Source organism: Halorarum sp. SLYT50 (assembly GCF_059821265.1).
Genome location: NZ_JCAMRW010000002.1, coordinates 221,608 through 241,227, shown reverse-complemented (window position 1 = coordinate 241,227; position 19,620 = coordinate 221,608). Strand labels below are relative to the sequence as shown.

Annotated in this window: 18 protein-coding genes and 2 pseudogenes; 13 read left to right on the top strand and 7 right to left on the bottom strand. The window is 66.5% G+C overall.

What is annotated here, in order from left to right; genetic code table 11:
• Positions 1 to 99 precede the first annotated feature (99 nt).
• Both AC6RUA_RS16700 and AC6RUA_RS16695 read left to right on the top strand, forming a co-directional pair.
• Entirely contained in the window at positions 100 to 1,038 is a 939-nt protein-coding gene (locus tag AC6RUA_RS16700) for a metallophosphoesterase family protein (protein WP_499815878.1), read from the top strand.
• A gap of 115 nt (positions 1,039 to 1,153) precedes the next feature.
• Positions 1,154 to 1,795, top strand: coding sequence for an HAD family hydrolase (locus AC6RUA_RS16695; protein ID WP_499815877.1), 642 nt, complete (start codon positions 1,154 to 1,156; stop codon positions 1,793 to 1,795).
• A 183-nt stretch (positions 1,796 to 1,978) separates the two neighbouring features.
• Here AC6RUA_RS16695 and AC6RUA_RS16690 read toward each other — a convergent pair whose 3' ends face one another.
• The 3 genes and pseudogenes from AC6RUA_RS16690 to AC6RUA_RS16680 form a co-directional block, all read right to left on the bottom strand.
• On the bottom strand, positions 1,979 to 2,272 hold the full coding sequence (locus AC6RUA_RS16690; protein ID WP_499815876.1) for a hypothetical protein: 294 nt from the start codon (positions 2,270 to 2,272) through the stop codon (positions 1,979 to 1,981).
• Between the two features lie 317 nt (positions 2,273 to 2,589).
• A pseudogene (locus AC6RUA_RS16685) lies at positions 2,590 to 3,293 on the bottom strand (DUF4396 domain-containing protein).
• A gap of 81 nt (positions 3,294 to 3,374) precedes the next feature.
• On the bottom strand, positions 3,375 to 4,712 hold the full coding sequence (locus AC6RUA_RS16680) for a permease (RefSeq protein WP_499815875.1): 1,338 nt from the start codon (positions 4,710 to 4,712) through the stop codon (positions 3,375 to 3,377).
• A gap of 250 nt (positions 4,713 to 4,962) precedes the next feature.
• Here AC6RUA_RS16680 and AC6RUA_RS16675 point away from each other — a divergent pair, with 250 nt between their 5' ends.
• Both AC6RUA_RS16675 and AC6RUA_RS16670 read left to right on the top strand, forming a co-directional pair.
• The gene (locus AC6RUA_RS16675) at positions 4,963 to 5,295 is read left to right on the top strand and encodes a four-helix bundle copper-binding protein (protein ID WP_499815886.1); all 333 of its coding nucleotides are present in this window, start codon (positions 4,963 to 4,965) and stop codon (positions 5,293 to 5,295) included.
• Between the two features lie 163 nt (positions 5,296 to 5,458).
• Positions 5,459 to 5,992 (top strand): DUF7553 family protein, encoded by a 534-nt coding sequence (locus tag AC6RUA_RS16670; RefSeq protein WP_499815874.1) that lies wholly within the window; start codon positions 5,459 to 5,461, stop codon positions 5,990 to 5,992.
• 157 nt (positions 5,993 to 6,149) lie between these two features.
• Here the strand turns inward: AC6RUA_RS16670 and AC6RUA_RS16665 are convergent, their stop codons facing one another.
• Positions 6,150 to 6,506 carry an SHOCT domain-containing protein gene (locus AC6RUA_RS16665; protein ID WP_499815873.1) on the bottom strand — a complete coding sequence of 119 codons (357 nt, stop codon included), beginning with the start codon at positions 6,504 to 6,506 and terminating at the stop codon, positions 6,150 to 6,152.
• Between the two features lie 113 nt (positions 6,507 to 6,619).
• A complete protein-coding gene (locus AC6RUA_RS16660; protein WP_499815872.1) occupies positions 6,620 to 8,008 on the bottom strand; it encodes a multicopper oxidase family protein in 1,389 nt (462 codons plus the stop codon).
• Positions 8,009 to 8,362: 354 nt separating this feature from the next.
• Between AC6RUA_RS16660 and AC6RUA_RS16655 the strand changes: the two genes are divergently transcribed.
• The 4 genes from AC6RUA_RS16655 (at position 8,363) to AC6RUA_RS16640 (ending at position 11,234) form a co-directional block, all read left to right on the top strand.
• Positions 8,363 to 9,052 (top strand): DUF4396 domain-containing protein, encoded by a 690-nt coding sequence (locus AC6RUA_RS16655; protein WP_499815871.1) that lies wholly within the window; start codon positions 8,363 to 8,365, stop codon positions 9,050 to 9,052.
• A 6-nt stretch (positions 9,053 to 9,058) separates the two neighbouring features.
• Positions 9,059 to 9,655: an AsnC family transcriptional regulator gene (locus AC6RUA_RS16650; RefSeq protein WP_499815870.1), complete on the top strand. Its 597-nt coding sequence runs from the start codon at positions 9,059 to 9,061 to the stop codon at positions 9,653 to 9,655.
• A 191-nt stretch (positions 9,656 to 9,846) separates the two neighbouring features.
• On the top strand, positions 9,847 to 10,041 hold the full coding sequence (locus AC6RUA_RS16645) for a CopZ family metallochaperone (protein ID WP_499815869.1): 195 nt from the start codon (positions 9,847 to 9,849) through the stop codon (positions 10,039 to 10,041).
• Positions 10,042 to 10,289: 248 nt separating this feature from the next.
• A complete protein-coding gene (locus AC6RUA_RS16640) occupies positions 10,290 to 11,234 on the top strand; it encodes a glycoside hydrolase family 43 protein (RefSeq protein WP_499815868.1) in 945 nt (314 codons plus the stop codon).
• A 128-nt stretch (positions 11,235 to 11,362) separates the two neighbouring features.
• On the opposite strand, the pseudogene AC6RUA_RS16635 reads toward AC6RUA_RS16640, so the two are convergent.
• Positions 11,363 to 11,732: pseudogene (locus tag AC6RUA_RS16635) on the bottom strand (heavy-metal-associated domain-containing protein).
• 129 nt (positions 11,733 to 11,861) lie between these two features.
• On the opposite strand from AC6RUA_RS16635, the gene AC6RUA_RS16630 reads away from it, so the two are divergent.
• The 3 genes from AC6RUA_RS16630 to AC6RUA_RS16620 all read left to right on the top strand — a co-directional run bounded on the left by AC6RUA_RS16630 (position 11,862) and on the right by AC6RUA_RS16620 (position 15,688).
• A complete protein-coding gene (locus tag AC6RUA_RS16630; RefSeq protein ID WP_499815867.1) occupies positions 11,862 to 12,458 on the top strand; it encodes an AsnC family transcriptional regulator in 597 nt (198 codons plus the stop codon).
• A gap of 114 nt (positions 12,459 to 12,572) precedes the next feature.
• On the top strand, positions 12,573 to 15,221 hold the full coding sequence (locus AC6RUA_RS16625) for a heavy metal translocating P-type ATPase (protein ID WP_499815866.1): 2,649 nt from the start codon (positions 12,573 to 12,575) through the stop codon (positions 15,219 to 15,221).
• A gap of 305 nt (positions 15,222 to 15,526) precedes the next feature.
• A complete protein-coding gene (locus AC6RUA_RS16620; protein ID WP_499815865.1) occupies positions 15,527 to 15,688 on the top strand; it encodes a hypothetical protein in 162 nt (53 codons plus the stop codon).
• Positions 15,689 to 16,030: 342 nt separating this feature from the next.
• Here AC6RUA_RS16620 and AC6RUA_RS16615 read toward each other — a convergent pair whose 3' ends face one another.
• A complete protein-coding gene (locus AC6RUA_RS16615) occupies positions 16,031 to 16,375 on the bottom strand; it encodes a DUF7344 domain-containing protein (protein ID WP_499815864.1) in 345 nt (114 codons plus the stop codon).
• 494 nt (positions 16,376 to 16,869) lie between these two features.
• Here AC6RUA_RS16615 and AC6RUA_RS16610 point away from each other — a divergent pair, with 494 nt between their 5' ends.
• Positions 16,870 to 18,720, top strand: a complete 1,851-nt coding sequence (locus AC6RUA_RS16610) for an ABC transporter ATP-binding protein (protein WP_499815885.1) — start codon at positions 16,870 to 16,872, stop codon at positions 18,718 to 18,720.
• Positions 18,721 to 18,809: 89 nt separating this feature from the next.
• The gene (locus AC6RUA_RS16605; RefSeq protein ID WP_499815863.1) at positions 18,810 to 19,598 is read left to right on the top strand and encodes an HpcH/HpaI aldolase family protein; all 789 of its coding nucleotides are present in this window, start codon (positions 18,810 to 18,812) and stop codon (positions 19,596 to 19,598) included.
• The last annotated feature ends 22 nt before the right edge of the window (positions 19,599 to 19,620 follow it).

Below are 19,620 nucleotides of genomic sequence, written 5' to 3'. Positions count from 1 at the left end.
CCGGTCTGGCCGAGTCATCTGCTGTTCGACCTCTCGACCGACGAACGTCGGACCCCTCTCGGAGAGAAGATTTATCTCGGACTTGCCCGACCACGGCACGTGATTCACGACGAGACGGTGCTACCAGACGAACTCGTCGCTCGATTCCCGCGGCCGACGGCGGAACGGGCGACGCGCGTCGCGGTCATCGGCGACCCGCACGTTTCGACCCGCGGTGAGGGTGGCCACCGGTTGCCCGAACGCTCCGAGGAACACTTTCGTCGGACGGTCACGGACGTCAACGAGCGAGACGTCGACGGCGTGGCCTGCGTCGGGGACCTCTCGGCGAACGGCGGCCCGTGGGACTTCGACGCCGTCGACGGACTGCTCGCGGAACTGGACCCGCCGTTCGTCGGTATCCCGGGCAACCACGACGTTCCGGCCACCTCGGGCGCCGAGCACGAGGTGCTCCCGCAGGCCGAGTTCGAGTCGCGGTACTCCGGTGGCAGCGTCCCGTTCGTCGAGCGATTCTCCGACGTCGAACTGGTCGGTCTCGACAGCATGCGTCTGCGAGGAGAGTCGGACGAGGGCGACGAAGACGACCAGATTCGGTGGCTCGACGACACGCTCGACCGGTTGACCGACCCCATCGTGATGCTCCACCACCCGCTCCCCGGGATGAGCGAGTGGCTCAGGCGCTACGAACGTCGCGTCGAGGGCATGGATGTCCCCGTGCTCTGGGACGACCCCGGTCCCCTCCTCGACGTGCTCAGCACCCACGAGGTGTCGCTGGTGTTGAGCGGACACAAACACACCCCCGGAGTCGCGTCGACCCGTGGCGTCTGGGAGGTGATGGCACCGTCGACCACCCTGTTCCCGCAGGGGTACCTGCTCCTGGACGTGGATTCGGGCGGCACGGACGTCTCGTTCGTCCCGATCGCCGACCACGAAGAACTGCAAGAGGCCTTCCTCCGACGGTACAACACGCACGTGAAGTCCCGGGTACACGCGAGCGCTGGTGCCGTCTTCCTCTCCGGCCCACCCGTCGACGCCCGATAGCGCGACCGCGCGCGACGATTCGGAGATTCGCGGGGGGAGTTGCGGATCGCCGCCTCGACGTCCGGCGCGTCAATTATATTCGTCGGTCCGTCCATGGGCGGTCGTGACTGCTGTAATGTTCGACATGGACGGCGTCGTCGTCAACTCGGTCTCGTGCAAACGGGACTCGTGGTCGCGCGTGCTCGCCGACGACCTCGACCTGGAGCACGTCGACACGGCGGACTTGGTCGGGCTGAACTCGAGCGACAAGTACGACTACCTCGTCGAGACCGCCGGACTGACCGTCGACGAGGACGAGTTTCTGGACCTGTTCGACAGAGGCGTCGAGCGCGTCTACACGGAACAGGTAGACCTCCTCCCGGGCTTCGAGTCGGCAGTCGACTGGCTCGACGACCGGGGCGTGGAGGTGGGCCTCGCGTCGGCGTCGAGTCGGGACCGGGTCGAACTGGTGGTCGATCGATTCGGACTGGCGGAGGCGCTCGGCGCCGTCGTGAGCGCCGACGACGTCGCCGGTCCGAGCAAGCCCGACCCGGCGATCTACGAGCGCGCAGCGTCGATAGTCGGCGTCGACCCGTCCGCGTGCGTCGCCGTCGAGGATTCGACCCACGGCGTCGCTGCGGCGAAGGCCGCCGGGATGTCCTGCGTCGGATACGCCCCGTCCCACCATCCGCCGCAGGACCTCACGCGTGCCGACGAGGTGGTCTCGTCGCCGGAAGAACTGTACTCCCGTATCGAAGCTCGTGTCGGTGTGGAGTGATGGAAGGCCGAGAGGGGTGTGCTCGGAGAGCCTTCGACGAGCGTACACCTGACGGGCGCCGACCCGGCATCCTCCACTGTGCGGTTCATTCAGGAGATGGCGGCCGAGACCCGCTCGGGGTCGCGTTCGGTCATCTAGACTACTGCTACCACCGCTCGCGAGGGACGACTGGGCCGGTACCCCTCAGAAGACGTACTCGTCGTCGGGCGGGGGGAGTTCACCGTGTTCGAAATCGCGCGTCCACGCTCCTTCGGTTCCCTCGACGAGCCCCTGGCTTCGCAGTTCGTACAACTGGTCGAGAACGACCGCCTCGTCGAGACGGAGTCTGGAAGCGAGTTCGCTCTCGGTGAAGACTTCGAATCCCGAGACCTCTTCGAGGATTACGTCGCCAACCGACAGCGACTCGCCAGTCTCACTCTGCCCGTAGTCGGCTCCGGTTTCGAACGGGTCGTCGATGTCCCACTGTCCGTCGGTCATGGCTGGTGCTCCCAGGAGTGAGTAATAATCCTTCCCGCCAAAATCCCACACTTGAGACCCATCAGACGTCGATATCTCCCGGTCGGCGTGTTGGCTTGGTAGTCGCGCCCAGACGCTACCTCGCTACGGGATGCGCTCCGAGCGCGAGAACCGAACGGGAGAGCCCACCGGGGATGTTCGTCTCGCACTCCGGTCGTAGACGATGCCGGGGTCGTCCTCGGAGAGCCCGTACCGGACTCCCTGTGCTCTCTGGGGCAGTCCGTCGCTTCAGAGCGGCGAACGGGCGAGGCGGCGGCTCTGCCGCGAGCCGAGGCGTCTCACGCCATGCCGTGCTTCCAGTCCGTTCCCACCAGCCACGCGTTCATCGGGTAGGTGAACACCCACCCGACGAGGAGACCGAGCGCGCCGAACCCCCAGAACGCCGCCGTATCGGGGTCCGGCGGCGGGTGTCCCACGACGGCCGGTGTGACGTACCGCATCACGAGGCCCATTCCGACCATCACGGTGACCATCGAGAAGAACTCCGCGCGCGTCCCCTTCCAGAGCGCTTCCCCCAGCCGACGTCCTCCATCTTCTTGAACGAGACCGCCTGAAAGAGGAACACGCCGAACGCGAACCCCGCCACGTACTCGACGGCGAACTCCACCCAGAAGGAGGCGTTCAGCAGGCGCATCCCCGCCATCGCGGTGACGATACCGAGTCCGTCGCCGCCGACGCAGTGGATCACCGAGCCCGTGACCTTCCGATGCGACTTCGAGACGTAGTCGCTGTGTGCGTCTCTCGCCTCCTCGCCGGTCTTGTCCGCGATACCCGGGGGGCGGCAGGTCACCCAGTAGAGTGCGAGCCCGATCACGGAGAAGAAGAACACGATGATCGGCCACGCGCCCTTCAGCGCCGTGTTCACGTTCGTGTTGACGCGGAGCGTGTCGTACACCACCCAGAGCGCGCCGAGTACTCCGACGGCGTACCACGGGACGACGAACAGCGGATCAGCGAGGAAACCGAGGAATTCGAACGTCATGTGTCGTATTGTGCCGAGTTGTGCGTGAGCGATGTCTTGGCCTGTCGTTCATTCGAATACGAGTTCTTCGAGTGCGTCGGATCAGTCCATCGCGTGGCCGTGTTCGCCGTGGCCGCCCTCGCCCTCACTCCCAGCGGCCCCCGACCGGTGGAGCCAGTAGAGGAACAGGAACAGCCCGGTCGCGAGCACGTTGAGTACCATCTTGTAGTTCATCTCGATCGATACTTCCGCGATCTGCACGCTCGACGGGTCCGGTATCACGCCGGCTGCGAGGAAGACGAAGTGGATGACGAACCCCGTCACGACTGCCGAGACGAAGATCATACCCGAGAGGATCGCAGCGAACTTGGTTCCGTAGTACTCCCGGTAGGCGTCCATTATCGGCGGGACGATGAGGTCGGCGTAGATGTACGACAGCACCGACCCGAACGGCAGCCCGTTCGAGAACAGTACCGCCCCGAACGGGACGTTCCCGACCGAGCAGACGAACGTCGCGACGCCGATCACCGCGCCAAGCACGGCCGTCCAGAAGACGTACACGGGGAGACCGAACGTCGCGCCCGAGAAGACGCTCGTCCACACCTGCTCGGGGATGAACCCCGCGATGAGACCGGCGAAGACGAACCCGATGGCGATCTCGTCCCAGAGCATCCCCCACTCCTTCCACTGCTTGTCCGCGAGCGCGCGCCACCCCGACATCGAAGTCGCCTGCTCGGCGATGGTCGTCTCGGCCTCCTCGGGGTCGAAACTCTCCTGACACGACTCCGAGCAGAAGTAGTAGGTCTCACCGTCGACCTCGGTCGAGAACTCGGTCTCGTCCGGGTCGACCTCCATCCCGCAGACGGGGTCCTGGACCACCTCGGAGCCCTCGTCCTGGATGTTCTGCCGGGCCTGCTCGACCACCTCGTCGGGGACGAGGTACGTCAGGCCGACCGCCATCATCCCGATGAGGACGAACCCGCCGACGATGTCGGCCAACAGGAACTGCCAGCCCAGCAGTATCCAGATGACGGCGCCGATCTCGATGACGAGATTGGTCGACGCGAACATGAACGCGCCGATGGTCGCGGCCGCCGATCCGCCCTTCTTGAAGAGGTTCTTCGCCGTGGCGATGGCGGAGTAGGAACACGACGAGGAGACGAACCCGAACAGCGAGCCGTACCCGATCTCGCGGAGGCCGTGACCCTCCAGCAGGTCCGCGACCTGTTCGTCAGAGGTCCACGCCTCCACCCCGCCCGCGATGGCGAACCCGACGACGAGCGCCCACCACGTGATCCACGCCATCGCGACGGTCGTGGTCGCGAACTGTCGGGTGCTCTCGACGAAGAACTGTCCCAGCGGTTGATTCGTCGTGAACACGCCGATGCCGACCGTGATCGCCGCGATGACTAGCAGGATCGCGTACTCCGTCTCGTCCATGGATGTACGACTACGGGCTACCCACCTAACCTGCTTGTGACTCGGATCGTATCGTCTCGGCCGGGTTTTTCTTTCGAACGTTAACCGCTACAGCTCACGACACCGAACTGTCCCCGGCGAGACGGCCGACGCCGTGACCAACCGCTCCAACGCCTCCGTCGGCCCCGCCGGGAGCGCCCTCACGACCGGAGCCACAACCGAGGAAAAGCAGGCATCCCAATTAGGGGACGCAACGTCCCTCGAAGACACGCTGTCGAACGTCGATCACCTGGACGAAGAGAGCCGCGAGTGCGTCGAGATATGTTTCGAAGCCGCCGCGACGTGTGAGTGGTGCGCCGACGAGTGTCTCGGTGACGAGGAAATGGAGCAGTGTGCCCGACTCTGTCGGGACGTCGCCGACATCGCCTCGCTGCACGCGCGGTTCATGGCCCGCGAGTCCAACTACAGTTCCGTTCTCGCCGAGGCGTGTGCGGGCGCTTGCGAGGAGTGTGCCGAGGAGTGTGAACGCCACGATGCGGAGCACTGTCAGGCCTGTGCCGAGGTGCTCCGGGAGTGCGCCGAGAGCTGCCGCAGCATGGTCTGAGCGGTCGGAGCAAGCGACCCCCACCAGTTCCGGAAGCGGCCTCGGATTCAAGTATCCATTCTTTCGCTCCACTCCCGCGCTCAAGGACGAGAGAGGAAACGGCCACAGCACCCACGTTCGACCGGGTCGTCCGGAAACACGGGCACGAGAATACCCATCAACCATGACAGGACTACCGAAGATACTCGACATCAGAGACGACCTCCGACGGGCACAGGACGCATCGGAGACGGATATCAGCGACGAGCGGCAGAACATCCTCCGGTTGCTCGACGAGTACGCCGCCCGCGACGTGAGCAGCGACGAAGGGAAACTCGACGAGGCCGACGAGGAACTCCTCCGACTCCAAGAGCAGGGGACCGACGAGGCGGACGAGTACTTCCAATCGGCGCGGAACCGAATCCGACTCTTCCGGGAGTCGCTCAACGGCGAAGGCGAGGAGTTCGTCGTCGTCACCACGCGTCCCGGTTCCGACGACGCCGACGAGACGCTCGACGTCACCGTCGTCAACAACACCGGCGAGTCAACGAGCGGACGCGTGACGGTAACGTTCTACGACGGGGACGGGAACGAACTCGAGACGACGACGTCCGAGGCGACCGAGTTCGACCCGGACGAACAGCGGACGGTGCCGGTGTCGAGCGACCGGCCGGAAGAGAGCGAGCAGTACGTGGCGTCCGCCGAGCGAGCCTCCTGAGTGCTCGCCCTCCAGGGGGCGCTCGAACGGCCTCGCTCGAGCGCTTGCCGTGGACGCCCTCGCGAAGCGACGCAGGTCATAGCGAGCGGTCGTCCCGCACGGTCAGTTCGGACTTGGTCGGGGCACGTCGCGAGGGACGACCGGACCGGGGCACGCCTCACTGTCCGGAGAGGCGACGCCGGCGGGACTCGTACTCGTCGTCGTCGATCTCGCCGCGGGCGTACTGTTCGCGCAGGCTCTCCATCGCCGGGTCGGACCGAGACGACTCGCGTTCGGTGACCACCCAGTAGACGAACGCCACGGGGAGTGCGACGAGTAGGACCATCCAGAGGAGGCCGACGAACATCATCCCGAACCCCCACGCTCCCACACCCATCCAGCCGCCGCCCATGTGGGGCATCCACCAGCCGCCAGCCGTCCGGCCCCCGGCTCCCATCGCGAGTGCGAACGCGAGTACGGTCAGCACGGCGAACGCGCCGACGAGCCACCCGAGTAACCGCTTCGTCGAAGTCATCTCTTCTCACCTATCCATAGATAGGTGCGGCACGGGGATATACCGTGGGTCCGGTTCTCCGAACCCGAGAACCGAGTGAGTTTCGTCGCTCGACACGAATCAATCCGAGTCGACTACCGGTACTCGAAGACGCGGGCCATCCCCGCGTGGAGGTGGTAGAGGTTGTGACAGTGGAACAGCCAGTCGCCGGGGTTGTCGGCGACGAAGTCGAACGTGACCTCCCCCATGTGACCCGGAACGAGCACCGTGTCCTTGACCGCGTCCCCGACCTGGAAGAAGTGGCCGTGGAGGTGCATCGGGTGCAATACGGGGCTCCGATTCACCATCCGGACGCGGACGTGGTCGTCCCGTGCGATCTGGAGGGGGTCGGCGTCCGGGTACGCCTGTCCGTCAATGGTCCACGTGTACGACCGGCCGCCCCCCGCCGCGAGCGTCAGGTCGAACGTCCGGTCCGGCCGCCCGTCGATTCCGTCGAGCGGCGACCGGGCGCGGAGGTCCGAGTACCGGAGTCGGTGGCCGAACGACTCCACCGGCGTCGGGGAGCCGTCGCTCCCCTCGTAGCTGAGCACCGCCCTCGCCGGACGCTCGTTCCCGTCGACGGCCGCCCCGCGAATCTCCCAGGTGCCCGGTGCGTCGGCAGTCACGATCGCGTCGTACCGTTCGCCCGCGCCGAAGACGAACGAGTCCACCCCGACCGGCGCGACGGGGCGGCCGTCGGCGTGCGAGACCAAGAGTTCGTGACCGGCGACGGCGACCTGAAACGTCGTGGCGCTCGACGCGTTGACGAACCGGAGTCTCACCCGCTCGCCCTCCTCGACCGACAGCGAAGGCGGGTCCGACGGCACTCGGCCGTTCACGAGCAGGCTGTCGTACGACGGCCGCACGTCGCCCATCATACCGCCGCCCATCCCGCCGGGTCCGCCGCCCATTCCACCACCGCTACCGAACCCCTCCGGGGGCTCCGGTTCGCTCGAGAGGAAGTCGTCGAAGACGAGCGTGAACTCGCGGTCGTACTCGACGTGCGGGTCGGACTCCTCGACGATCAAGGGGCCCGAGAGCCCGCGGTCGAGTTGGAGGCCGACGTGGCTGTGGTAGAAGTACGTCCCCGCCGGTTCCGCTCGGAACGTGTAATCGAACGTGGACCCCGAGTCGATAGGCGCCTGCGTGAGGTTCGGCACTCCGTCCATCGCGTTCCGGACCGGGACGCCGTGCCAGTGCACGGTCGTCCCCTCGGGGAGGTCGTTCGCGACGGAGACGCCGAGAACGTCACCCTCCGCGACCCTGAGTTCGGGACCCGGGAGTCGACCGTCGTACGTCCAACTACTCGCGGACGACTCGTCCCCGACAGCGGGCGCGTCCGTCGTGGCCCGAAGCCGGACCGTCTCGTCGGGAGCGAGCGTCTCGGAGGGAGAGGTCGTCCCGTTCGGCGAGGGCTCCGGACCCGACTCGGGCGAAACCACCGACGAGCACCCAGCGAGAGCGAGCGCCGCCGCACCGACCACCGAGCGGAGAACTCGTCGACGCGTCGGTCCGACCGAGCCGCGTGGTTCGGTCGTATCGACCGCGTCTCCGGAGCGGTCACGCGAGTGAGACGAACGCTCGTCGGTCTCGATTGGCATCGTACTCTTCAATAGAATATTGTGCGGTTAAAGCATTACTACCTGAGCCGCTCGCAGGGTAGGTTCTTCGGATGCAACCCGAATTGAGCGGGGTAGAACGACCGGAACCGGCCCAGAGGATAACAGCCACCGCAGTACCTGCTCGAGTCGAGTTGGATTCTGCCGTAGTATTGGGTACCGACTTCAGAATCGAAGCAACAAGCGGAATAAACGATGCGCGAGAACGTACACGGAGAGATGAGACACGTCACCGGAATCGAGCCGATACTCGCTCAATCGACTGGTGACCGGAGCGGATTCGCCGCACAGCTGGAAGGGTGGTTCGAGCCGGCTCGCGAGGTGCTCGTCCCCCTCCTCTCAGACCCGCTCGTCGTCGGAGGATGGGCACTGCTGGTAGTCGTGTGTCTGGCCGTCCTCTGGTGGGACCTCCACACCAACAACCAGAAACTCTCCTCGATGATGAAAGCCGTCTGGGCGCTCGTCGTACTCTACTCCGGCCCGTTCGGTCTGGGCGTGTACTGGTACAGCGGTCGGACACAGATCCCACACGACTCGCTGTGGCGACGCGGCTTCCGCTCGACGAGCCACTGCTACTCCGGATGTGGGGCGGGGGAAGTCGTCGGCATCACACTCGCACAGGGCGTCCTGGCGCTCAGCGTCGGATGGGTGGCGGCGGTCACGTTCGGGTTCGCGTACCTGTTCGGCTACGCGCTCACGATCGGCCCGCTGATGCAGGACGGCGTCGGGTTCAAGCAGGCGACGGAGGCACACATGGGCGACCTGCCGTACTGGTCGGCGCTCGCGTTCTCGCTGTCGATCGGCTTCCTCGTCGCGTGGCCGGTCAACGTCCTGGCCGTCAACTACGGAGTCAAAGAAGGAATGAGTGACCCCAGTGCGATGAACGGAACTGCATCGGGGGGCGACTGACCACCGATGTCGTCGTTCGACGAGACCGACCGACGGATCCTCGAACTCCTCCTGGAAGACGCCCGGCGCTCGTTCCGCGGAATCGCAGACGACGTCGGACTGTCCGCGCCGTCGGTCTCCAGTCGAGTCGACAAGCTTCGAGAACGAGGCGTCATCCGTCGGTTCACCGTCGACATCGACAAGTCGACGTTGGCGACGGACGACGGCAGTCTCCTCACAGTACACGCGTCGCCGGCGAACGCCGAGTCACTCACGACAGAACTCGCGGACCACGACGCCGTCGAACACGTACATCGCGGGGTCGATGGGCAGATCGTGGCAACGGCCCGGATGAACGCGACCGAACTGGACGAGACGCTCGGCGAACTCTCGGAGACGTTTTCCAGTGCGGAGTGGGAAGCTAAACCGCTCGCCAACTCGGAGTGGAAGCCCCGACTCGGAGTGACGGGGGCGTTCGGTCTCGTCTGTACGGTCTGCGGGCAGACGATTACGGACACGGGTGAGATGGTCGAGATCGAGAGCGGTGACCGACACGCGGTCTGCTGTTCCGCCTGTGCGACGCAGATCACGGACGAGTACCAACGCTTGGCATCCGAGCAGTAGTCGCGTCCCCTCCCGAGACGGAGGAGAACGGGGTTGCTCTTCCGGCCACGAACCGGTGGTGAGTTCGCTCGCCGATACCGTATTACGCAACCGAGAGGGCGCGACTCGTCTTAGAATCCAACGGTCCAGTCGGACCACGCCGATGATTCGAAAGGAAAACCCGCATAAGGTAGCCTTCCGTAGTGGAACGTGTGACGACACTCACCGTCGAAGGAATGTCGTGCGGGCACTGCGAACAAACCGTCGAGGAGGCGCTCCGCGGTGTGAACGGGGTCACCGACGCGAGTGCCGACAACGAAACCGGGGAAGCAACCGTGACAGGGAACGCGGACGTGTCCGAACTCGTCCGAGCGGTCGAGGATGCGGGTTACTCGGCTCACGCCTGAGCGGGGGAGAGCGGGATTCTCGAAACCGGCTGTCGACGCGTCGGAACAGTGTACACGTTCGTTCCTGGCGAGTGGACACTCCTCGTAGTCGAACGAATCGCGAAGCGACGGGCGCCGAGTCGGTGAGCACCAGCGACCCCGCTCGTACTGTCAGGTGTATCGAAGGGGAGCGAGGGAGTCGTCGAGCAGTTTCGCGGGTCACGAAAACAGGAAGGCATACCCTCCCTACCCGAGAACGGCCGACACACATGCAGGCGTACCTGTTCGTTCACTTCAAGGAGAAACGGACACCGGACGGTGAGCAGGTGTACTTCGGGATAAGTAGGGACGGGTTCCGCTGGGAGGCGGTGAACGGAGGCGACCCCGTCCTCTGGAGCTACGAGGGCGACAAGGGCGTCAGGGACTGCACGATTATCAGAACGGAGGAGGGGAGGTTCGTGATACTGGCGACGGACCTCAGTCTGGCGTACGGGATGCCGAATCAGTACGACCACTCGTGGGGGGAGATCAGCCGTCACGGGAGTAACTCGCTGGTGATGTGGGAGTCCGAAGACCTGGTAGACTGGTCCGAACAGCGGATGGTCGAACTCGGGGACGAGCGCTTCGGCTGTCTCTGGGCGCCGGACGTCGTCTACGACGGGGAGAACGACGGGTACATCGTCCACTGGTCGTCGTCACACAGCAGCAACGATTTCGGCGACAAGGCGATATACTACGCGAGAACCGACGCGTTCGACGCGTTCTCGGAACCGGAGCTGCTGTATCGGAAAGACGACAGCGGCGTCATCGACTCCGCGATGTACGAGGAGGACGGGGCCTACTACTGTTTCCTGAAGAGCGAAGCGAACCCCGCCCGAATCGTCCTTCTGAAGGGTGAGCGTCCCACTGGGCCGTTCGACCGGGTGACGGCGTTCGACCGGAGCATGGAGGGGTTGGAGGAGGGACGGTACGAAGGGCCGACCGCCGTACGACTCGAGGACGGACGGTGGTGTCTGTTTCTGGACTACTACGGCGGCCGTCCGGAGACACAGGGCTACGTCCCGTTCGTCGCGGATTCCCTGGAGGAGGAGTTCGTGCGTGCCGACGACGAGTTCACGTTCCCCTACAGGTACAAACACGGCACGGTCCTTCCCATCACGACCGAAGAGTACGACCGACTCGAGGCGTACGAGAAGGCTCCGTCGGAGCGGTAGGCCGCGACTCGCTTGGGACCGTCTCGCGGCGAGGGAAACCGGTGGACCCCCGGTCGGCGTCTCCGAGACGACGCGTGGGACCGAAGAACCCGTCCGCGACCGCCGGTTCGCTCACGAGGCGAGTACCGTCACGCCGTGAGGTCGACCCCCGCGAGCCGGCGAGCGTCGACCGCGACGACGATTGTCGACAGCGACACGCACACCGCTCCGACCGCCGGCGAGAGCAGAATTCCGATCGGCGCGATCACGCCCGCTGTCAGCGGCAGGGCGAACACGTTGTACCCGGTCGCCCACACGAGGTTCTCCTGCATCGTTCGGTAGTTCGCCCTCGAGAGAACGGACGAGTTCGACTTCGTCGACGACGCCGTCGGCCCTCACTGGTCCCGTCTCGCGGTCGAGGTGCACGTCGGTGACGCCGCCCACCTCACGGACTGCTTCCTCGACGGTCCGTTCGCAGTGTCCGCACGGCATTCCCTCGACGGTGACGACGGTCCTCATACCCGTTCGATACGTCCCGGAGTTTCGTTCGGATTTCGCCTTCGATCGTTCGTCGAGTGAGCCGTCGTGCTGTGGGATACAAGGTCAATCCACCAGCGTGCTTTTGGTTGTGCGCCCCATCGAAGCGGTATGCGCGACCTCGACGAGACAGACCTCGAGATCCTCCAGTTACTGATGGCGGACGCGCGCCGTCCCTACAGCGAGATCGCGGAGATCGTCGACCTCTCGCCGCCGGCGGTCTCCGACCGCGTCGCTCGGCTCCAGGAGACGGGCGTCGTCCGTCGGTTCACGCTCGACATCGACCGCTCACAGCTCCAGGAAGGCGTTCCCGTACTGGTCTCGCTTCCGATTCCAGCGGGGCAGTCCATCGGGTCGCTCAAGCAGACGTTCCTCGACACGGGCGCGGTCGAACACGTCTTCACCACCGCGACCGCGGACCTCGTCGTCTACGCCCGCGTCCCCGACACGGACGTGGCGGACTGGCTCGCCGACACGCTCGGCGACGACGCACCCGTCGAGTTCGAGGTGACGCTCCTGTCGGGCGCCGACTGGTCGCCGACGCTCGGCGAGACGGCGTTCGCGCTCACCTGCGTCCAGTGCGGCAACACGGTCGACAGCGAGGGGACCGCCGCCCACATCGACGGCGACCTCTACCAGTTCTGCTGTCCCTCGTGTGAGACCCGGTTCGAAGAGAAGTACGAGCAACTCCAGCAGGGAGCCGACTGAATCGTTCGACAGAGACGAAGCGCCACGGGGGTTCGTGTTCGAAGGTATTCTCCCCCCGTAGCTGTGGTATCGAAAGGACAAATCGGTTGAGTAGGGAGTACGTATAGTCCAGTAATGAGTCAGCGCCGAAGCCGCATCGATATTCGGGGGATGAGTTGTGCGAACTGTTCCCAGACGGTCACAGATGCCACGGAATCCCTCGACGGTGTCTCGGAGGCGAACGTCAACTTCGCCACCGACGAGGGGACCGTCGAGTACGACCCGGACGTCGTCTCGCTCGGGGATATCTACGTCGCAATCGAGGACGCGGGGTACTCGCCGGTCGAGGAGACGGTGACTATCGGCATCACCGACATGTCGTGTGCGAACTGCTCGGAGACCGTGCAGGGCGCGCTCGAAGAGACCCCGGGCGTCGTCGGCGCCGACGTCAACTTCGCCACCGACGAGGCGCAAGTTACGTACAACCCGGCGGAGGCGACGCTCTCGGAGCTCTACGACACCATCGAAGAGGCCGGCTACTCGCCCGTCCGCGAGGACGACGATACGAGCGAGTCGGCCGAGGACAAGCGGGACGCCGCTCGAAAAGCCGAGATACGGAAGCAGCTCCGGCTCACGCTGTTCGGCGCGGCGCTGTCGGTACCGCTGCTGTTCTTCCTCGTCGAGAAACTCCTCCTCGGTGGGTCGGTCCTCCCCGAGACGGTGTTCGGTGTCGAGTTCGGTTGGGTCGAGTTCGCGCTCGCCACCCCCGTCCAGGTGGTGCTCGGGTGGCCGTTCTACCGGAACTCGTACAAGGCGCTCGTGAAGAACCGGACGGCGAACATGGACGTCCTCATCGCGCTGGGGTCGTCCACGGCGTACGTCTACTCCCTCGTGGCACTGCTCGGCGTGCTCGCGGCCGAGGGACTGTACTTCGACACGGCCGCGCTCATCCTCGTGTTCATCACGCTGGGCAACTACCTCGAGGCCCGCTCGAAGGGCCAGGCGAGCGAGGCGCTCCGCACCCTCCTGGAGATGGAGGCGGACACCGCGACGCTCGTCGACGACGACGGCACCGAACGCGAGGTCCCCATCGAGGACGTGGACGTCGGTGACCGGATGAAGGTCCGTCCCGGCGAACAGGTCCCGACCGACGGGGTCGTGGTCGACGGCCAGAGCGCGGTCGACGAGTCGATGGTGACCGGCGAGTCCGTCCCGGTCGAGAAGAGCGAGGGCGACGAGGTGGTCGGTTCGACCATCAACGAGAACGGCGTGCTCGTCGTGGAGGCGACGAAGGTGGGAGAGGACACGGCGCTCCAGCAGATCGTCCAGACGGTCAAGGAGGCGCAGTCGCGCCAGCCCGAGATTCAGAACCTCGCCGACCGCATCTCGGCGTACTTCGTGCCCGCCGTCATCCTGAACGCGCTGTTCTGGGGCGGCGTCTGGTATCTCTTCCCGCAGGCGCTCGCAGGGTTCGTCGGCTCGCTCCCGCTGTGGGGGCTCGTGGGTGGCGGCCCGGCGGCGCTCTCCGTCTTCGAGTTCGCGGTGGTCGTGTTCGCGTCGTCGGTCCTCATCGCGTGCCCCTGTGCGCTGGGGCTGGCGACGCCCGCGGCGACGATGGTCGGAACGACCATCGGGGCACAGAACGGCGTGCTGTTCAAGGGCGGCGACGTGCTCGAACGCGCGAAGGACGTCGACACGGTCGTCTTCGACAAGACGGGGACGCTCACGGAGGGTGAGATGAGCCTCACCGACGTGGTCGCGTTCGACAGCGTCGCGTCGGAGACGCAACGAGCAGACGGAGGCTCCGTCGACGGCGATGGAGAACCGCTCGCCGACGGCGGCGAGACGGCAGCCGACGGCGGACGGATGGCCACTCGAGAACAGCGTGAGGTCGACGAGGACGAGGTACTCCGCGTGGCCGCGAGCGCCGAGCGCGGGAGCGAACACCCGCTCGCGAAGGCCATCGTCGCCGGAGCGGAGGAACGCGGCCTCGACGTCGCCGACGCCGAGTCGTTCGAGAACGTCCCGGGTCACGGCGTCCGCGCGACCGTCGAGGGGGAGGAGGTACTCGTCGGGAACCGCAAACTACTCCGGGACGAGGGCGTCGACCCCGAGCCGGCGGCCGGGACGATGGAGCGTCTCGAGAACGAGGGCAAGACCGCGATGCTCGTCGCCTACGATGGCGAACTCGTGGGCGTGGTGGCCGACGCCGACACGGTCAAGCAGAGCGCGAAAGAGGCCGTGACGGCGCTCCGTGAACGCGGGACGGACGTGATGATGATCACGGGCGACAACGAGCGGACCGCCCGCGCCGTCGCGGAGCAGGTGGGTATCGACCCCGAGAACGTCCGTGCGGAGGTGCTCCCCGAGGACAAGTCGGACGCGGTCGAGGCGATCCAAGACGAAGGGCGGAAGGCGATGATGGTGGGCGACGGCGTCAACGACGCGCCCGCGCTCGCCGTCGCGTACGTCGGGACCGCCATCGGGTCGGGGACGGACGTGGCCATCGAGGCGGCGGACGTGACGCTGATGCGCGACGACCCGGTCGACGTGGTGAAGGCGATCCGGATCAGCGAGGGGACGCTCGCGAAGATCAAGCAGAACCTGTTCTGGGCGCTCGGGTACAACACGGCGATGATCCCGCTCGCCTCGCTGGGTCTGCTCCAGCCGGTGCTCGCGGCGGGCGCGATGGCGTTCTCGTCGGTGTCGGTGCTCATGAACAGTCTACTGTTCCGGCGGTACACGCCGGACCACGACTACGAACTGCTCGGACGACTCCGCTGAGCGCGTCCCCACCCGTCCGCTCTGTTGTCCCGCACACCGGACGCGCGGCGCCGTTTCGCGGCATCGCCGAGGGGGTCGGACGCTCCGTATCCACGGTTTCGAACCGGGTCGAGCGGCTCCGCGAGACTCGCCGAACGGGGCGCCGTCGAACACGCCCACCGGAGCGTCGGGGGAACCGTCCTGACGGTCGTACACATGGATGCGAGCGAACTAGACGAGTCGCTCGCCGACTTCTCCGCGGAAGGTTCCGACGCGAGTGGACGGTCGAACCGCGCGCCGAGCCGCGGTGGAGCCCACAGCTCGGGATGACGGGGACGGTCGGGCTCGTCTGTACGGTCCAGGGGAACACCGTCAGCGACGACGGCGGGGCAGTCGAAGTCGAGAACGGGGACTGTCACGTGGTCTGCTGTTCGTCCTGTACGACCCGGATCACCGAGCAGTACGAACGGCTGGCGCGCGAGGAGTAAACGACCGACGCGACCGTTCACCGGGAGCGACGGTGGAACGGAGACGCGCGGCTGTCGACGCTCGGGTCGAAGCGGACGTTCTCCTCCGCAGGACGCCCCGGAGGCGCTGACGGGACGGCCACCGCCGTCAAGCGGAGGTCGCGCGGACACTGCGAACACGACCGTCGAAGGGGCAGTACTCGACGCACGGGGAGGTATACCGGTCGTCTGAACCGACGCACGAGCCGACGCGACAGTGGGCCGGGTGTCACAGAGGACGCGGCGGTCCGCACGTCGCCGTACCGGTGTCGAGTCACTTCTGCCCTCACCGGAGCGGCCCGAGGGTGTCCAGTCCCTCGCCCGCTACTCGGACCGGCCGACCCGCGGTCCCTCCTCGCGGCCGACCATCGACTCGAGGAGCGGTGCGATGTCGTCGAAGTTCGGTCCGCGACGAACCGTCTCGGCATCGGGGTCCCACTCGATGTAGCCGTCCTTGGCCAGTCGGGGGAGATGCGTGTGGATCAACTTCAACTGGAGGACGTCGGGGTCGTCGTCGTTCAACTCGCCGGAGACGAACGCGTCGGTCGTCATCTCGTCCCCGGTCAGCGGGTCGTGGTCCGAGACCGCGAGCAGAACGCGGCGGCGGTACGGACTCGTCAGCACCTCACGTTCGGCGTCGAGGTACGCCGAGTCGATGGACCGAGACATACCCACTTGGAGACGTTCACTCACTATTGTAGTACACTCACTACCGTCCGTTTAGGCAGCGGTTGAGCGTCCGGGTCGGAGTTAATTCATTCCCTATTCCGGGAAGCAATCGAAACGTTTCGAACGTTTTCGCGGGCCGAATCGGGGCTGGGCTCCGCGTTCCTCGTACAACAGCGGCAATCGACCGGGAACGAGTCCCGGGTCGCACGGTCTGGCGCGCGGGTTATACGGGCCGAGCGCCACCTACCGGTAAGGCGACCCGCCGACTCCCGCTCGCGTTCTCGGAGGGGAGGGCGCGGACGTTCGACGCACCTGATGAACCCCCACACCCGTCTCCGGTCGCGGCCCCGGCAGCCCCTGTCCGACGCGACGGTAGTCGGCACGCCACGAGCGCCCGGAGGTCGTTCGCCCCGCGCCGGTGCAGGAGGAAACTCGCAGTGACGGAGCGCGCGGAACCCAACCCGTTCGACGCGTACCGGGGAGAGGACGACCCGATGGTCAGACTGTTCGGGGTCTACGGGCGGTCCGACATCCACCTGTTCGTCGTCGGGTTGGTGACGAGTCTGTTCGCCCGGTCGGTCGCACTCGTTCCCCCGCTGGTGCTCGGAGTCGCCATCGACTCCGTCTTCAACGCCGACGCGCCGTTCCGGTTCCCGCTCGTACCCCACGAGTGGCTCCCGGTGACGGCGACGGGGCGACTCTGGCTGTCCGTCGTCACCATCGTCGCCGCACTGGTCGCGAGCGTCGCGTTCGGGTGGACGCAGGGGGTCAGCCTGTCGCTGTTCTCGAACCGCGTCCAGCACGCCGTCCGAACCGACGCGTACCGCAAACTGCAGGGGCTTGACATGGCGTTCTTCGACGACAAGCAGACGGGGCAGGTGATGAGCGTGCTGAACAACGACGTGCGGAACCTCCGCTCGTTCCTCAACGGGACGGTGAGCGGGGCGGTTCAACTCGTCGTGACCGTCCTCGGCATCGCCGGCGTCCTGCTGTACCTGAACTGGCAGCTCGCGCTCGTCACGCTGGTCGCCGTCCCCCTCCTCGCGGCGTTCACGCTCTGGTTCATGCGGACCGTCCGGCCGCTCTACCGGGCGCTCCGCCGGAGCGTCGGGGACCTGAACACGCGCCTGGAGAACAACCTGAGCGGGATGGAAGTCATCAAGACCACGAACACCGCCGTCTACGAGGACGGCCGGGTCACCGACGCCTCCTGGCAGTACTACCTCCGGACGTGGGCGGTTGCGAGGCTCGAGTACTTCTACCAGCCCGGGATGGACTTACTCGCCGGCGTCGCGTTCGCGGCGACGTTCCTCGTCGGGGGGTACTGGCTGGTCGCCGGCCCGCCGCCGTTCCTCACCGGGGACCTGCTGGTCGGGGAGTTCGTCACGTTCCTGTTCATGACCCAGCGGTTCGTCGACCCGCTCGCGGGCATGGGTCGGCTGGTCGACTCCTACGAGAACGCCCGCGCGTCTGGCGAGCGCATCTTCGGGCTGATGGACCTTCCGGTCGCGGTCGACACGCCCGCGGACGCGGTGGAACTCGACCGCGTGACCGGTCGCGTGGAGTACGACGGCGTGGGGTTCGCCTACGCGGACGACCCCGTGTTGACCGACCTGACGTTCACGGTCGAACCGGGCGAGACGGTCGCGTTCGTCGGTCCGACCGGCGCCGGGAAGTCGACGGCCGCGAAGCTCCTGCTCAGGCTGTACGACGTCACCGAGGGCGCGATTCGAATCGACGGAGTCGACGTCCGCGACGTCGCTCCCGGAGTCCTGAGAGACCACGTCGGCTACGTCAGCCAGGACGTCTTCCTGTTCGACGGGACGGTCCGGGAGAACGTCGCCTACGGGAGCTTCGACGCGACCGACGCGGACGTCGTCGCGGCGGCGGAGGCGGCGGAGGCGGCCGAGTTCATCGCGCGGCTCCCGGACGGCTACGAGACCCGAATCGGCGAGCGGGGCGTGAAGCTCTCGGGCGGGCAGCGACAGCGGGTGAGCATCGCGCGGGCGATGCTCCGCGACCCCGAGATTCTCGTCCTCGACGAGGCCACCAGCGCCGTCGACACGGAGACCGAGTTGTACATCCAGCGGTCGCTGGAGCGGCTGACCGCCGGCCGGACGACGTTCGTCATCGCACACCGGCTGTCGACGGTCAAGCACGCGGACCAGATACTCGTCCTCGAAGGCGGGCGCATCGTCGAGCGCGGGACGCACGACGAACTGGTCGCCGGCGACGGACTGTACGCGACGCTCTGGAAGATACAGTCGGGGGACGCCGACGCGGTTCCGGAGCGGCTCATCGAACGGGTGACGGGCGAGGGCGGCGTCGCTCGGTCGGACACCTGACCCGGGACGGGTCGTCGGAGCCGTCGGTCGGGAACGCGGACGGGGGTCCCACCCGCGCGCTTTATCGAGGATGCGGTCGATAGCGCACCATGGACGAGTCACCCCGGACGAACGGACTCCGCGAGCAGTTGCACGCCGGCGACGTCGCGCTCGGCATCCTCGACAACACGTACAGCCCCACGCTGGTCGAGTTCTACGGCGAACTCGGCCTCGACTTCGTCTGGCTCGACTTCGAACACGGCGGGCCGAGCCCGTGGGACGCCGAGACCCTGGAGGGACTGCTCCGCGCGGCGGAGTTGACGGGGACGGAACTGCTCGTTCGCATCCCCGTGACCGAACCCGCGCTCGTCCGGAAGGTACTCGACGCGGGTGCGCGGAACGTGTTCCTGTCGCGCGTGGAGACGGCCGAGGAGGTCCGCGAGGCGGTGCGGGCGGCGCGGTTCCGGTACGACGGCGACGCCGGTCGACGCGGCATGGCGAGCCCGCGCGCGAGTCGGTGGGGGCGGACGGACGACTACGTGACCACCGAGGACGAGGAGGTCGTCCTCGGCGTCACCGTCGAGAACCAGCAGGCCGTCGACGACCTGGACGCGATTCTCGACGTCCCCGACCTCGGGTTCGTCTTCGTCGGCCCGCTGGACCTCTCGGTAGCGCTCGGTCACCCGGGCGAACCGGACCACCCGGCCGTGCAGGAGGCCGTCGAGACGGTCAGGGCGGCGGCGGTCGACGCCGGCGTCCCGGTCGGCGGACTCGGGTTCGGGATGGAGGACGTCAACGAGAAAGCGCGAAACGGGTATCAGCTGTTGAACCTCGGGAGCACGACCGGCGCGCTCCAGTCGTCGGTGACCGGGTGGCTGGACGAGTTCGACGTCGAGTGAGACACGTCGGAGGCGGCTCGAC